The organism is Martinezella tropici (assembly GCF_003287875.1).
GTDB classification, from domain to species: domain Bacteria; phylum Pseudomonadota; class Alphaproteobacteria; order Rhizobiales; family Rhizobiaceae; genus Rhizobium; species Rhizobium tropici_C.
The window spans coordinates 51,977-66,166 of sequence record NZ_QMKK01000044.1 but is presented as its reverse complement, the minus strand read 5'-3'; the positions used below and the strand labels follow the sequence as shown (position 1 = coordinate 66,166).

The following is a 14,190-nucleotide window of genomic DNA, read 5'->3' as shown; positions in this document are numbered from 1 at the left end:
AGCTTAATCGCTTATTTATCCGGCGCCGTGCGGGTATCGACGTCGACGACGACACTGAGGCCTGCGCGCAGACGGCCGGTGTTGAGCGCGTCCTGCGGCAATGCGATGCGGACAGGCACGCGCTGAATGATCTTGGTGAAGTTACCCGTCGCGTTTTCCGGCGGCAGCAGCGAGAAGACCGAACCGGAAGCCGGCGAGATCGACTCGACGGTGCCGACGATCGGATGATCGCTATAGGCATCGACGTGAATATTGACCTTGGAACCGGGAACCAGATGCTGGATCTGCGTTTCCTTGAAATTCGCGTCGATATAGAGCTGGCGGATCGGCACGATCGCCATCAGCTTCTGGCCGGGAGAAACAAGGTCACCTTCCTGGACGGAGCGATTACCGACAATGCCGTCATATGGCGCCTTCAGCACGGTGAACGACAGGTCGCGGGAAGCCTTGTCGCGAGCGGCCTCCAGTCCCTTGATCGTGCTCTCGGCCTGCCTGCGCTGAGCCTGCAGCAGATTGATGTTCGCCTGCGCCGAGGCAATCGCGGCATCGCCGCCGACCAGGTTCGCCTTGGCTTGGTCGAGCGCGATGTTGGCGCTATCCAAGGCGGCCGTGGTGCCGACCGACTTCGACTGCAGTTCGGCAGCGCGCGTCTGGGTGATCTGCGCGCCACGGACAGTGGCTTGCAGGGCAACCTTTTGTGCCTGCGACTGCGCAAGAGCGGCCTGGCCGGCTGCGATCTGTGCATCGATGGTATGGAGTGAAAGCTGCTCGGTGTCGAGCGAGGCCTGGGCCTGCTCCAGCGCCAGCTTGTAGTCGCCGTCGTCAAGCGTGGCGAGCACGTCGCCGGCCTTGACCTGCTGGTTGGCAACGACGTTCACCTTGGAAACGTAGCCGGTAACCTTCGGCTGGATGGTCGCGATGTCGCCGCCAATATAGGCGTCGTCGGTCGAGACCATGAAGCGGCCGTTCGTCCACCAGTCATAGCCGTACCAGCCGCCGGCCGCGAGAGCGGCGATGAGGATAATCGGAAAAACCAGGCTGCGCCGCTTTTTCTCCGGCGGCGGTGGGGCCGCAGGGACCGGAGCAGCAGGCGCAGCCTGGGCGGGGGCAGGGTTGCGACGTGTTTCAGCCGCCGGAGCTTCAGCAGACACGCCGCCTTCGCGGGCTTCCGCCTCAGCATCTGCTGGCTCGTCCACGATGCGTGCTACATTGTTTCCATGACTTGACGACATTTCCCTACCACCGAAAACTGGCAAAATAATCGAACCGAACGGTTCGGTTCAATTGACATAGAGCCTTTTTCACTCCATATCAAGAGATATCGAACTGAGCGGTTCGATTTATTTGACGAATCTGTTTAAGATTTGGAAAAAGTGATCGCCTATCGCGTAAAGGAGACGGTGAAAGAGCCGATGAAACACGAATCCCAAAATGCCGCTGTGTTGAACGCGCCTGCGCCGGGCTCCGGTGGGCGCTGGGCAGCCGGCGAAGACCCTGCCAAGCGTCATCAGATTCTCGAAGGCGCCAAGCGTGTCTTTATGAAAATGGGTTTCGATGCGGCGAGCATGAACGATGTCACCCGCGAGGCGGGCGTTTCCAAGGGCACTCTCTACGTCTATTTCGCCAACAAGGAAGATCTGTTCGCCGCCATGATGGAGAGCGAGCGCACCCATTTCGTCAACCTTGTGCGCAATGCTCTTTCAGACGAAGCGGATGTCACGACCTCGCTTTATGATTTCGGTATCGTCTTCGTCACGCACGTCACCTCGGATAAGACCATCAGCGCCATGCGCACGGTCATTGGCGTGCGCGAACGCATGCCCTCGCTCTGTCAACGCTTCTTCACCGGTCCCGAAAATCTGCGCACGGTGCTGCGCGGCTTCCTCGAGCGGCAGGTTGCCGCCGGTCATCTCAAGATCGAAGACTTCGACATGGCGGCCCGGCACTTCCTGGAAATGGCCAGCGGCGGCTATTTCAAGCTGCGGCTCTTTGGCGACATGGAGCAGCCGCCGTCGAAGGAAGAGATCGACTATGTCGTGCGCGGCGCCGTCCGCGTCTTCCTGGCAGGCTATGGTCCGGATCGCAGGGATTAGAGCAATTCCAGGAAAAGTGCGCAGCGGTTTTCCGTCCGGAATTGCGAGACAACAAAGAGATAGAGCGGTTCAGAGATTCCGTGAAAAACTGAACCGCTCCAGGATGAACAGGCCTCTCCTGCTGGCCGCGAGCGTGTAGTAATTCAACTCCGCAATGGCGATCAAGCATCGCCGCTGCCACAGGCCTATGAGTGGCCCGGCAACCAGGGGAGTTGAAAATGAGCGCGATCGGCAGAGCGATATGGTTTATCGAAAGCCATTTTAAATCCGACATCTCGCTCGACGAGATCGCCGAGACGGCCGGGCTGTCGCGCTTTCATCTCTCGCGCGTCTTCGGCATGACGACGGGCCACTCGATCAGCAGCTATATCCGGAGCCGCCGCCTCAGCGAAGCGGCTCTCGCACTGATCGACGGCTCCTCCTCCATTCTCCAGGTTGCCCTCGATGCCGGCTACGGCTCGCACGAGGCTTTCACCCGTGCCTTCCGCGAGCAGTTCGGCATGACGCCGGAAAGCCTGCGCAAGCAAGGACACGTTCGCAACCTTGCTCTACAGGAGCCGATCAGAATGGACGACACCCGCCTTCCCAAGCTCGAGGCACCGCGCTTCGAGACCCACCCCGCAATGCTGCTTGCCGGCCTTGCGGAAACTTATGCCTATGAGGCGACAGAGGCTATCCCCTCGCTTTGGCAGAAGTTCAATCAGCATTTCGGCCATATTCCCAGCCAGGTCGGCAATGTCGCCTATGGCGTCTGCACCCAGGCGGAAGAAGGCAGCGAAAGCTTCCGCTATATGTCGGCAGCCGAAGTCTCAGCCGCTGACGGCCTGCCCGAAGGCTTCGTGACGATGAAGCTGCCGCAGCAGCGCTATGCGATCTTCACGCATCGCGGCCATATCTCCGGCATTTCCGCCACCGTGCAGCAGATCTTTGGCGAATGGCTGCCGCAATCGGGCCAGCAGCATGGCGGCACCCCCGACATGATGGAACGCTACGACGAGCGCTTCGACCCACGCACGGGCACGGGCGTGACGGAGATATGGGTCCCTCTGAAGGCCTAGAAACCCAGCGTGGGAACAAGACCCGGAGATAAGGCCGCCGCCACGAAATTGGCGGTGGCGCTTGTACGGACGACTGCGCTCCTTACATTACGGCCATTCTGGAGAGGCCGGGCTGGGGGCCAGCACCGGCGAATGCTGATCAAAGGGGGCATCGTCAATGGATATTATCGGGCTGATACAGGACCCGGGAGCGTGGGTGGCGCTCGTCACGCTCGTGGTCATGGAGGTGGTCCTCGGCATCGACAACCTGATCTTCATCTCGATCCTCACCAACAAGCTGCCGCCGGAGCATCGTGACAGAGCCCGCAAGATCGGCATCGGCCTCGCCCTTATCATGCGCCTCGCGCTGCTCGGAACAGTCGCCTGGATCGTCCAGCTGACCCAGCCCGTCTTCGAAATCTTCGGCCAGGGCTTCTCCTGGAAGGACATGATCCTCATCGGCGGCGGCCTCTTCCTCGTCTGGAAAGCGACGAAGGAAATCCATCACAATGTCGATCCGCAGGAGCAGGGCGAGGATTTCATCGCTAAATCAACCACGACCTTCGCCTCGGCGATCGGCCAGATCCTGCTGCTCGATCTGGTCTTCTCGATCGACAGCATCATCACCGCCGTCGGCATGACGCCGCACCTGGCGATCATGTTCGTCGCCGTCATCGCCGCGGTCACGGTCATGCTGGTCGCCGCAAACCCGCTCGCCAACTTCATCGAGAAGAACCCGAGCATCGTCATGCTGGCGCTCGCCTTCCTGCTGATGATCGGCACGACGCTGATCGCCGAAGGCATGGGCGTACATGTTCCCAAGGGCTACATCTACGCCGCCATGGCCTTCTCCGCTCTGGTTGAAGTGCTGAACATGGTGGCACGCAACCGGCGGAAAAACGCATCTGGCGGCCATTGATCGAAAGAACTGCGCCCGCCAGCGGGTGCAGTCCCATTAGAGCGATCAATCCTGCACGTGCACGTCGACCCATTCGCCGATATCGCCGCGGCCATAAATGTCGACCTTGATCCAAACGTTGCCGCGAACGATATAATTCCCGGCATCGTCGGCGATATTGCCGTTTGCCAGCATGGCTTCCAGCTTCTGGCGATTGGAGGGCAATGAGAAGAAACTGTCGCCCTCGTCGCCACGGTCACGGCGGCGATAGGCGTGATAGTTGGCACGGTCCTGGCGGATGATCTGCCAGGGCGCCGTCAGGCGCTCGCCCTTGGAATTGTAAAGGTCGTCATTGCCGATATAAGCTCGGTAGGACTCGATCAGCCGGGCAGAACTGTCCCGCGTAATGGTCGATTGCGCCGCGGCTGCATCGAACGCGGCGACCGCCAATAAAAAGCTCAAAATCAGTTTCTTCATTGTTTCCTCGCGGTGGACGATTGAAGACCTATTTCGCCACTGCCGCGAAAATTGCAAATCAAATTCGACGGGCAGCCCGCTTTTGTCTCCGTAGCCTTATGAAGAGTAAAGACGTCTCGTGAAATTGAGAGACCGGCTCAAATCGATGCGGCGCAACCGGGCGCAAGCGGCCTCGCAGCGCAGTTTCCCTTGACGTCTCCCGTTGAATATGGCCTAAGGCCAGCCATACGGAAACGCGGAACTGAAGCGTTAAGAACGCCCTTTTCCGGCCGGTTTCTTGATCCAGATACACATTTTCGGCTGGACGGCGCTTGTCCCAAGCGCGGCCCGGCCTTTTATGACGGGCAAACAAAATGACCACATCAGGCGTTCGCGTCCGCATCGCACCCTCCCCCACCGGCGAGCCGCATGTCGGCACCGCTTACATCGCGCTGTTCAACTATCTCTTCGCCAAGAAACACGGCGGCGAGTTCATCCTGCGCATCGAGGATACCGACGCGACCCGCTCCACTCCGGAATTCGAGACCAAGGTGCTCGACGCGCTGAAATGGTGCGGCCTGAAATGGTCCGAGGGTCCCGATATCGGCGGCCCTTACGGCCCCTATCGCCAGAGCGACCGCAAGGACCTCTACAAGCCCTATGTCGAGCAGATCGTTACAAACGGCCACGGCTTCCGCTGCTTCTGCACGCCGGAGCGCCTGGAAAAGATGCGCGAGGCGCAGCGCGCCGCCGGCCTGCCGCCGAAATATGACGGCCACTGTCTGAACCTCTCGGCCGAAGAAGTGACCTCACGCGTCGCGGCCGGCGAGCCGCATGTCGTGCGCATGAAGATCCCGACGGAAGGCTCCTGCAAGTTCCATGACGGCGTTTACGGCGATGTCGAAATCCCGTGGGATGCCGTCGACATGCAGGTTCTCCTGAAGGCCGACGGCATGCCGACCTATCACATGGCCAACGTCGTCGACGACCACCTTATGAAGATCACCCATGTCGCGCGCGGCGAGGAATGGCTCGCCTCGGTGCCGAAGCACATTCTGATCTATCAGTATCTCGGCTGGGAGCCGCCGGTGTTCATGCACCTGTCGCTGATGCGCAATGCCGACAAGTCGAAATTGTCGAAGCGCAAGAACCCGACCTCGATCTCTTATTACACGGCCCTCGGCTATATCCCCGAGGCGCTGATGAACTTCCTCGGCCTGTTCTTCATCCAGATCGCCGAAGGCGAAGAGCTCTTGAGCATGGATGAGCTTGCCGCAAAGTTCGACCCGGAAAACCTCTCCAAGGCCGGTGCGATCTTCGATATCCAGAAGCTCGACTGGCTGAACGGCCGCTGGATCCGCGAAAAGCTCTCGGAAGAGGAATTCCAGCATCGCGTCCTGATCTGGGCGATGGAAAACGATCGTTTGAAGGAAGGCCTGAAGCTCTCGCAGTCGCGCATCACCAAGCTCGGCGAACTGCCCGATCTCACCGGCTTCCTGTTCAAGTCCGATCTCAACCTCGACCCCTCCGCTTTCGCGAAGATCAAGTCCACGCCAGAGGAACTCTTGGAAATCCTGAACACGGTGCAGCCAGATCTGGAAAAGATCCTCGAATGGAACGTCGAGACGATCGAAGCCGAGCTGCGCGCCATCGCCGACCGCATGGGCAAGAAGCTGAAGGTCATCGTCGCGCCGCTTTTCGTCGCCGTATCGGGCTCCTCGCGCTCCCTGCCGCTTTTCGATAGCATGGCGATCCTCGGCCGCTCTGTCGTACGCCAGCGGCTGAAACTGGCCGCGCAGACCGTTGCGACCCTCGTCGGCCCAAAGAACTGAACCGGACTTTAAAACCATGAACGACAAGACCGAAGCATCCGCCCTCTCCTCCGACGCAACGGAAGTTCGCCGCCAGAAGCTGAAGCTGCTGCGCGAACAGATCGGCGACGTCTATCCGGCGCATTTCCACCGGACCATGACCAATGCCGAGCTCGCTGCGAAATACGAGGGCGTGGAGCCGGATACGGAAACCGGCGATGTCGTCACCGTTGCCGGCCGCGTCTATTCCTCGCGCAACTCCGGCATGTTCATGGATATCCACGACGCCTCCGGCAAGATCCAGATCTTCAGCCACAAGGACGTGACCTCGGAAGAGGCCCGCTCCCTGCTGCCCATGATCGACATCGGCGACATCATCGGCGTCACCGGTGTCGTGCGCCGCACCAAGCGCGGTGAGCTGACGATCAACGCCCAGCAGATCACCATGCTGACCAAGTCGCTGCTGCCGATGCCGGAAAAGTGGCACGGCCTTTCCGATATCGAGCTGCGCTATCGCAAACGCCATCTTGACATCATGACCAACGAGGAATCGAAGCTCCGCTTCCAGCAGCGCAGCCGGATCGTCTCTGGCATCCGCCGTTTCATGGAAGATGACGGCTTCATGGAAGTCGAGACGCCGATGCTGCATTCGGTCTATGGCGGTGCCACCGCCGAGCCGTTCAAGACGCATCACAACACGCTGAAGCTTGACATGTACCTGCGCATTGCGCCGGAGCTCTTCCTGAAGCGCACGCTGGTTTCGGGCCTTACTGACAAGGTCTTCGAGATCAACCGCAACTTCCGCAACGAAGGCGTCTCCACCCGGCACAATCCCGAATTCACCATGATGGAGTGCTATTGGGCCTACGCCGATTACGAGGACATCATGGACCTCGTCGAGCGTCTGTTCTCGACGCTCGCCATGTCGATCCATGGCAGCACCGAATTCGCCTTCGGCGACAAGCAGATCTCCTTCAAGGGCCCGTTCCGCCGCGTGCCGATGCCCGATGCTGTCAAGGAAGCGACCGGTATCGATTTCCTGGCGATCAAGACCGACGAAGAAGCCCGCGACGCCGCCAAAGCTGCCGGCTTTACCGTCGAGAAGGATGCAACCTGGGGCGAATGCCTTGCCTTCATCTTCGAAGAGAAGGTTGAGGGCACGCTGATCCAGCCGGCGCACGTCACGCATTTCCCGAAGGACATCTCGCCCTTCGCCAAGGAAGTGCCGGGCGAGCCACGCCTCGTCGAGCGTTTCGAGACCTATTGCAACGCTTGGGAACTCGGCAACGCCTTCTCGGAACTCAACGATCCGGAAGAGCAGCGCGCCCGCATGGTCGAGCAGCTCGAGCAGGCGCATGCACGCGGTGAAAAGCAGAAGGAACTCGACGAGGAATTCCTTGATGCCATCGACCAGGGCATGCCGCCCGCAGGCGGCCTCGGCATCGGCGTGGACCGCCTCATCATGCTTCTGACCAACTCGCCGTCGATCCGCGACATCATCCTCTTCCCGGCCCGTCGCAACAAGGCCGATTGATCCGGCGATTTCAGACGCCAGAACAATTCAAGGAAAGCGCGTGGCGCTTTTTCGTCCGGAATTGCGCAAGAACAAACAGATTGGGCGTTTCAGCGTTTCGCGGAACCGCCCAATCTGCAACAGGGACGATGGCGTCAATTCGTGATGGGCGACCGGTGGTCCGCGGCACCCGTCATGGTCGGGTCCAGTCGCGGTGACGGAGTCTTTTCCTTGTCGCGGGCATCGGCGCCGATGAATTCGCCGTTGTCGTCATAACCGGGCCGCACATTGCCGGTCGATTTCGGCTCCGGCAGCGACGGCTTGGCATCATGCTGTTCTTCTTTTGCCGCTGCCTTTTCTTCCGCGGCGATCGCCGCTTTCATCTTGTCCTTCTTCGCGGTCGCGACACCATTGTCGCTCGTCAGCGCATTGTCGCAATCGCTATAGTCCTTCAATCCGGCAAGCGCAGCATCGATATCCTGCGGCAGCATGGTGACCTGCTCACCGTAGAATAGGCCGGCATTGCTGGCGCCGCCATCATAGTAGCGTGCCGTCACCGGCACCTCGGAGCTGCCGTCGACGAGCTTGTCCGGGTGCGGCACGTAGACCACGTCGGCGCCCAGCGCCCGGCCACGTATGTCGGAGCGCAGCGTCGGTCCGTTCTTGTCGAGAACCACAACCTGAACGAGATCCGGCTTCTGCTCCTGATACACAGCCTTGGCGACCCTGAGCGCGGTCCTGACCCGTGTCAGGCCATCGGTCGGTTCCGTGCGGATATATTTGCGCACCCAGAAGCGGTTTTCCTTGCGGATGGTGACGAGATTGACATCCAGGCATTGAAGCCCGTTGGGGGAAGCCGACGCTAAATCGAGCAATCTGTCCTTGCCGATAGAAAGCGCCAAAACGCCGGAGGAGCCCACGAGCAGGGCCACTCCGCCGATCATGACGACAAACTTCCGGTGTGCCCGGAAAATATGCAGTAAGGCGCTCACGCCAACTGCTCCAGCATAGACCACTCCAAGCCGACAAAGATGATCAACCCTCACGTTAGGCAGAGGGCGTTTCGGAATACTTAAAACGGACGTGAAACTTGCAACTCTGGCGGCATTGCTACCAAAAAAGGTCCGAACTTTCACAGGATTGGCGGGTGCTTGCCTTTCACGCCGCGAACATGCTCTAACCGGAGCATGGCTTTCACCCTGAGACAGCTGCAATACTTCGTCGCCGTAGCGGAACAAGGCTCCGTGACGCGCGCGGCACAGAACCTCTCCATCTCGCAATCATCCGTCACGGAAGCCCTCAAGGAACTGGAAAGCGATCTTGGCGTCGAGCTCTTCGAACGCCATCCGCGCGGTCTCTCCATCACCCATAACGGCCACCAGTTCCTGCGCCATGCGACGAAGATCCTCGCGACCGTTTCCGATGCCCGCACCAGCTTTTCCGGCAAGCGGAACGAGGCCGGCGGTACGCTGAATATCGGCGTGACATCGCTTGTCGCCGGCTATGTTCTGTCCGATCTTCTGGCGCGCTATCGCCGCGCCTGCCCCGGTGTGGAGGTCAGCGCCATCGAGGACAACGGCGGCTATCTGGAACATCTTCTGGTGGGCGGTGAACTCGACGTTGCCGTCATGGTCATCTCCAACCTTCGCGATCGCATGGCCCTGCAGGCGGAGATTCTGGAGACTTCGCCTTATCGTCTTTGGCTGCCAATGGGTCATCCGCTGGTCTCGGCCGACATCATCAGTGTCGCCGACATCAGCCGCGAGCCACTGATCATGCTGACCATCGACGAGATCGAGGAAAACACTGGCAAGCTGCTGACGGCGCTCGGCGCCCGCCCCCATGTCGCCTTCCGCACCCGTTCTGTCGAAGCAGTGCGCAGCCTGGTTGCGACAGGCGCGGGCGTCGCTCTCCTTCCGGATCTCGTCTATCGCCCCTGGTCGCTGGAAGGCGACCGCATCGAAAGCCGCGACGTCTCCGGCTCGCTGCCGGTCGTGCAGGTCGGCATGGTCTGGCGCAAGGGCTCCAGCCTGCCGCAGGCCGCCCGCGACTTCGTCGGCGTCGCAGAAAGCATGCGCTCGGGCCGGCAGCGGTAGCACGGGCTTATTCCTAGCTCACGCATACGCGCCGGGAATCGGAATTTCCGATATCGCCTTTCTGATAAATGAATTTGCGAATGCGGCGAAATCGCGTCACCTTTTCTTCCGGGAACAGGAAGCCAGCCACTGGCTCCACGCCATCAAGGCTTAAAAAACCGGGAGAGTCCGATGAAGCATCTGCTGAAATCATGCACGGCCGCACTCGCATGCTTAAGTTTCGCCACGCAGGTCATTGCCGCCGAACCATTGAAGACGCTCGGCAAGGGCGAAGGTGCGGTGAGCATCGTCGCGTGGGCCGGTTATATCGAGCGCGGTGAAAGCGACAAGAATTACGATTGGGTTACCGGTTTCGAAAAGGAGACCGGCTGCAAGGTCAGCGTCAAGACCGCCGCGACCTCAGACGAAATGGTCGCGCTGATGAACGAAGGCGGCTTCGACCTCGTGACCGCTTCCGGTGATGCGTCGCTGAGACTCGTTGCCGGCAAGCGCGTCCAGCCGATCAACACCGATCTGATCCCCAGCTGGAAGAACCTCGACGAACGCCTGAAGAATGCCCCCTGGCACACGGTCAACGGCGTTCACTATGGCGTGCCCTATCTCTGGGGGCCGAACGTGCTGATGTACAACACGGACGCCTTCAAGGGTCAGGCGCCGAAGAGCTGGAATATCGTTTTCGAAGAAACAACGCTGCCTGATGGTAAGTCAAACAAGGGCCGCGTGCAGGCCTATGACGGGCCGATCTATATTGCCGATGCAGCCCTCTATCTCATGGCCCACAAGCCGGAGTTGGGCATCAAGGACCCCTACGAGCTCAACGAAGATCAGTACAAGGCCGCCCTCGAGCTGCTGCGTGGCCAGCGCAAGATCGTCAGCCGCTATTGGCATGATGCGATGATCCAGACCGACGACTTCAAGAACGAAGGCGTCGTCGCCTCCGGCTCCTGGCCGTTCCAGGTGAACCTGCTGCAAGCCGACAAGCAGAAGATCGCCTCCACCTTCCCGGATGAGGGGACTACGGGCTGGGCCGACACCACCATGCTGCATGCCGACAGCGAGCATCCGAACTGCGCCTATATGTGGATGGAGCACTCCCTGCAGGCCAAGGTTCAGGGCGATGCCGCCGCCTGGTTCGGCGCCGTACCCTCGGTTCCGGCAGCTTGCAAGGGCAACGAACTCCTGACCGACAGCGGCTGCGCCACCAATGGTTATGATCACTTCGACAAGATCAAGTTCTGGAAGACGCCCGTCGCGAAATGCAGCACGCAGGGCGAATGCGTGCCCTATCACCGCTGGGTCTCCGACTATATCGGCGTGATCGGCGGGCGGTAGGAACTTACCTTCTCCCCTCGGGGAGAAGGTGGCCCGAAGGGTCGGATGAGGGGGTGGCGCAGCATAGCAAAAGCTGCGTTTCGCTTGCCGCTCACCCTCCGCTTCACTCCGCTCTTCAGCCCCCTCATCCGCCCTATCAGGCACCTTCTCCCCACTGGGGAGAAGGAAAACAAGTACCCCTGGAGCACCCCATGACCGCCGTTCGTTTTCAGCAGGTGTCGCGTCATTTCGGCCAGGTCCGCGCTGTGGACCGCGTCGATCTGGAGATCGCGCCCGGCGAATTCTTCGCCATGCTCGGCCCTTCCGGCTCCGGCAAGACTACCTGCCTCAGACTGATTGCCGGCTTCGAGCAGCCCACGGGTGGCCATATCGAAATCTTCGGCGAAACCGCCGAAGGCGTGCCGCCCTATAGGCGCAACGTCAACACGGTCTTCCAGGATTATGCGCTCTTTCCGCATCTCAATATCCTCGACAACGTCGCCTATGGGCTGATGGTCAAGGGTGTCGGCAAGGCCGAACGGCTGAAGGCAGCCGAGCAGGCGCTGGAACTGGTGAAGCTTCCGGGTTATGGCGCGCGTCGCCCCGGCCAGCTCTCCGGCGGTCAGCGCCAGCGTGTGGCGCTCGCTCGCGCTCTGGTCAACAAGCCGAAGGTACTGCTGCTCGATGAGCCGCTTGGCGCGCTCGACCTGAAACTGCGCGAGCAGATGCAGGAGGAACTGAAGAGCCTACAGCGGGCGCTCGGCATCACCTTCATCTTCGTCACCCACGATCAGGGCGAGGCCTTGTCCATGGCCGACCGCGTCGCCGTCTTCAACGACGGCCGCATCGTGCAGCAGGGCACGCCGCACGACATCTATCAGCGACCAAAGACCCGCTTCGTCGCCGATTTCGTCGGCTCCTCCAATGTCATCGCCCCCGAAACCATGTCGTCGCTCGGCGGCGAGCGGCGCTGGGCAAGCCTGCGCCCCGAGGCCATCCGGTTGACTGAGGGGAGCGGCGTGGCGGCCACCGTGAAAGCGACGAGCTTTCTCGGTGCCGCTACCCGCCTCTCGGTCGAGACGAATGGCGCCCGCCTGCATGTGACCGTACCCGCTGGCCAGCCGGCTCCGGATACCGGCGCCGCCATCCGCCTCGCCTGGTTGCCGGCGGATGTTCATTATATGGACGACGCCGCATGAACGCCGCCGCCTTCCCCGCCTCGTCGAGCCGGGCGCCGGCCTCGATCCTGCCGCGCCGCGGCGGCGTCTTCGGCCGCCTCTCGGATCTCTTCTGGCGCCGCCCGAAACTATTCCTCTTCCTGATGCTGACGCCGCCGCTGCTCTGGCTCGGCATCATCTATATCGGCTCGCTGATCGCGCTCTTGCTGCAGAGCTTCTTCTCGATCGACGACTTCTCGGGAATGGTGAACTACGAATTCACCCTCTCGACCTATGCCCAGCTGCTGAACTCGGCGAATTTCGATATCATCCTGCGCACGGTCGTGATGGCCGCCCTCGTGACCGTCGCATCCGCCTTCGTCGCCTTCCCTATCGCCTATTACGCCGCGCGCTATGCCCAGGGAAAATGGAAGGCGCTGTTCTATCTCGGCGTCATGCTGCCGCTCTGGTCGAGCTATCTCGTCAAGGTCTATGCCTGGAAGCTGATCCTCGCCAAGGAAGGCATCCTCACCTGGATCTTCGACAAACTGCATCTCGGCTGGCTGCTCGACGGCGTGCTTGCCTTGCCGATCATCGGCGGCAACTCGCTCTCCGTGAGCTACATCGGCACCTTTCTCGTTTTCGTCTATATCTGGCTGCCCTATATGATTCTGCCGACGCAGGCAGCACTTGAGCGCGTGCCGGCGAACCTGCTGGAAGCCTCCTCGGATCTCGGCGCGACGCCGAACCAGACCTTCCGCACGGTTCTGCTGCCGCTCGCTTTGCCGGGCGTCGTCGCCGGCTCCATCTTCACCTTCTCGCTGACATTAGGCGATTACATCATCCCGCAGATCATCGGCTCCTCGCGCCTCTTCATCGGCCAGGCCGTCTATACGCAGCAGGGAACTGCCGGCAACGTACCGCTGGCCGCCGCCTTCTCGGTCGTGCCGATCGTCATCATGGCCATCTATCTCTGGATCGCCAAAAAGCAGGGAGCTTTCGATGCGCTCTGATCGTGGCCAACGCGCCTCCTTGCCTCTGAAGATCGCAGCCGCTGGCGGCCTCCTCTTCCTGCATCTGCCGATCCTGCTGATCTTCGTCTATGCCTTCACGACAGAAGAAAAGAGCTATCAGTGGCCACCGCCGGGGCTGACCCTGCAATGGTTCGGCATCGCCTGGAACAGGCCGGATGTCTGGTCGGCGCTGGCACTGTCGGTGCAGGTCGCGACCATCGCCACCATCATCGCATTGATCCTCGGCACACTCTGCGCCGCCGCCGTCAGCCAGACGAAATTCTTCGGCCGCGAGGCGATCTCGCTCTTGGTCATCCTGCCCATCGCGCTGCCCGGCATCATCACCGGCATTGCGCTGCGCTCCGCCTTCAGCCTGTTCGACATCCCCTTCTCGGTCTGGACGATCATTCTCGGCCATGCCACCTTCTGCGTCGTCGTTGTCTATAATAATGCCGTCGCCCGTTTCCGCCGAACCTCCGGCTCGCTCATCGAGGCTTCGATGGATCTCGGCGCCGATGGCTTCCAGACCTTCCGCCACATCGTCCTGCCGAATATCGGCACGGCGCTGCTTGCCGGCGGCATGCTTGCCTTCGCACTGTCCTTCGATGAAGTCATCGTCACCACCTTCACCGGTGGCCAGCAGATGACCTTGCCGATCTGGATGCTGGAGGAACTCATCCGTCCGCGCCAGCGACCGGTGACCAACGTCGTCGCCATGGTCGTCGTGCTCGTCACTTTCCTGCCAATCCTGGCAGCCTACTATCTCACCCGCGACGGCGATCAGATCGCCGGCGGCGGCAAATGA

Annotated in this window: 13 protein-coding genes; 10 read left to right on the top strand and 3 right to left on the bottom strand. The window is 60.8% G+C overall.

Translation table 11 applies throughout. The features are described from left to right. Positions 1-11: 11 nt before the first annotated feature. Positions 12-1,232, bottom strand: coding sequence for an HlyD family secretion protein (locus DQ393_RS18700; protein WP_112343243.1), 1,221 nt, complete (start codon positions 1,230-1,232; stop codon positions 12-14). 180 nt (positions 1,233-1,412) lie between these two features. Between DQ393_RS18700 and DQ393_RS18695 the strand changes: the two genes are divergently transcribed. From DQ393_RS18695 to DQ393_RS18685, 3 genes are all read left to right on the top strand, one after another. After that, positions 1,413-2,093 (top strand): TetR/AcrR family transcriptional regulator, encoded by a 681-nt coding sequence (locus DQ393_RS18695; protein WP_112343417.1) that lies wholly within the window; start codon positions 1,413-1,415, stop codon positions 2,091-2,093. Between the two features lie 218 nt (positions 2,094-2,311). Continuing rightward, positions 2,312-3,151, top strand: a complete 840-nt coding sequence (locus DQ393_RS18690; protein ID WP_112343242.1) for a GyrI-like domain-containing protein — start codon at positions 2,312-2,314, stop codon at positions 3,149-3,151. Between the two features lie 157 nt (positions 3,152-3,308). Next, positions 3,309-4,049: a TerC family protein gene (locus DQ393_RS18685; protein WP_112343241.1), complete on the top strand. Its 741-nt coding sequence runs from the start codon at positions 3,309-3,311 to the stop codon at positions 4,047-4,049. Between the two features lie 45 nt (positions 4,050-4,094). On the opposite strand, the gene DQ393_RS18680 is transcribed toward DQ393_RS18685, so the two are convergent. After that, positions 4,095-4,505 carry a hypothetical protein gene (locus DQ393_RS18680; protein ID WP_112343240.1) on the bottom strand — a complete coding sequence of 137 codons (411 nt, stop codon included), beginning with the start codon at positions 4,503-4,505 and terminating at the stop codon, positions 4,095-4,097. Positions 4,506-4,858: 353 nt separating this feature from the next. Here DQ393_RS18680 and gltX point away from each other — a divergent pair, with 353 nt between their 5' ends. Both gltX and lysS read left to right on the top strand, forming a co-directional pair. Next, positions 4,859-6,316 carry a glutamate--tRNA ligase gene (gene gltX / locus DQ393_RS18675; RefSeq protein ID WP_112343239.1) on the top strand — a complete coding sequence of 486 codons (1,458 nt, stop codon included), beginning with the start codon at positions 4,859-4,861 and terminating at the stop codon, positions 6,314-6,316. Between the two features lie 16 nt (positions 6,317-6,332). Further along, entirely contained in the window at positions 6,333-7,829 is a 1,497-nt protein-coding gene (lysS, locus tag DQ393_RS18670) for a lysine--tRNA ligase (protein ID WP_112343238.1), read from the top strand. 134 nt (positions 7,830-7,963) lie between these two features. On the opposite strand, the gene DQ393_RS18665 is transcribed toward lysS, so the two are convergent. Beyond that, positions 7,964-8,800 (bottom strand): hypothetical protein, encoded by an 837-nt coding sequence (locus DQ393_RS18665; RefSeq protein ID WP_112343237.1) that lies wholly within the window; start codon positions 8,798-8,800, stop codon positions 7,964-7,966. Between the two features lie 195 nt (positions 8,801-8,995). On the opposite strand from DQ393_RS18665, the gene DQ393_RS18660 reads away from it, so the two are divergent. The 5 genes from DQ393_RS18660 (at position 8,996) to DQ393_RS18640 (ending at position 14,190) form a co-directional block, all read left to right on the top strand. Next, positions 8,996-9,904, top strand: a complete 909-nt coding sequence (locus DQ393_RS18660) for a LysR family transcriptional regulator (RefSeq protein ID WP_112343236.1) — start codon at positions 8,996-8,998, stop codon at positions 9,902-9,904. Positions 9,905-10,075: 171 nt separating this feature from the next. Further along, positions 10,076-11,236: an ABC transporter substrate-binding protein gene (locus DQ393_RS18655; protein WP_112343235.1), complete on the top strand. Its 1,161-nt coding sequence runs from the start codon at positions 10,076-10,078 to the stop codon at positions 11,234-11,236. Between the two features lie 191 nt (positions 11,237-11,427). Then, positions 11,428-12,414 (top strand): ABC transporter ATP-binding protein, encoded by a 987-nt coding sequence (locus DQ393_RS18650; protein ID WP_112343234.1) that lies wholly within the window; start codon positions 11,428-11,430, stop codon positions 12,412-12,414. Further along, positions 12,411-13,385: an ABC transporter permease gene (locus DQ393_RS18645; RefSeq protein WP_112343233.1), complete on the top strand. Its 975-nt coding sequence runs from the start codon at positions 12,411-12,413 to the stop codon at positions 13,383-13,385. The genes DQ393_RS18650 and DQ393_RS18645 overlap by 4 nt, the downstream gene beginning before the upstream one ends. After that, positions 13,375-14,190 carry an ABC transporter permease gene (locus DQ393_RS18640; RefSeq protein ID WP_112343232.1) on the top strand — a complete coding sequence of 272 codons (816 nt, stop codon included), beginning with the start codon at positions 13,375-13,377 and terminating at the stop codon, positions 14,188-14,190. Before DQ393_RS18645 ends, DQ393_RS18640 begins: the two co-directional genes overlap by 11 nt.

What these genes read in the sequence shown, in the direction of transcription:
- DQ393_RS18700 (WP_112343243.1), bottom strand. Translation starts at nt 1,232, where the DNA reads ATGTCGTCAAGTCATGGAAACAATGTAGCACGCATCGTGGACGAGCCA.
- DQ393_RS18695 (WP_112343417.1), top strand. Translation starts at nt 1,413, where the DNA reads ATGAAACACGAATCCCAAAATGCCGCTGTGTTGAACGCGCCTGCGCCG.
- DQ393_RS18690 (WP_112343242.1), top strand. Translation starts at nt 2,312, where the DNA reads ATGAGCGCGATCGGCAGAGCGATATGGTTTATCGAAAGCCATTTTAAA.
- DQ393_RS18685 (WP_112343241.1), top strand. Translation starts at nt 3,309, where the DNA reads ATGGATATTATCGGGCTGATACAGGACCCGGGAGCGTGGGTGGCGCTC.
- DQ393_RS18680 (WP_112343240.1), bottom strand. Translation starts at nt 4,505, where the DNA reads ATGAAGAAACTGATTTTGAGCTTTTTATTGGCGGTCGCCGCGTTCGAT.
- gltX (WP_112343239.1), top strand. Translation starts at nt 4,859, where the DNA reads ATGACCACATCAGGCGTTCGCGTCCGCATCGCACCCTCCCCCACCGGC.
- lysS (WP_112343238.1), top strand. Translation starts at nt 6,333, where the DNA reads ATGAACGACAAGACCGAAGCATCCGCCCTCTCCTCCGACGCAACGGAA.
- DQ393_RS18660 (WP_112343236.1), top strand. Translation starts at nt 8,996, where the DNA reads ATGGCTTTCACCCTGAGACAGCTGCAATACTTCGTCGCCGTAGCGGAA.
- DQ393_RS18655 (WP_112343235.1), top strand. Translation starts at nt 10,076, where the DNA reads ATGAAGCATCTGCTGAAATCATGCACGGCCGCACTCGCATGCTTAAGT.
- DQ393_RS18650 (WP_112343234.1), top strand. Translation starts at nt 11,428, where the DNA reads ATGACCGCCGTTCGTTTTCAGCAGGTGTCGCGTCATTTCGGCCAGGTC.
- DQ393_RS18645 (WP_112343233.1), top strand. Translation starts at nt 12,411, where the DNA reads ATGAACGCCGCCGCCTTCCCCGCCTCGTCGAGCCGGGCGCCGGCCTCG.
- DQ393_RS18640 (WP_112343232.1), top strand. Translation starts at nt 13,375, where the DNA reads ATGCGCTCTGATCGTGGCCAACGCGCCTCCTTGCCTCTGAAGATCGCA.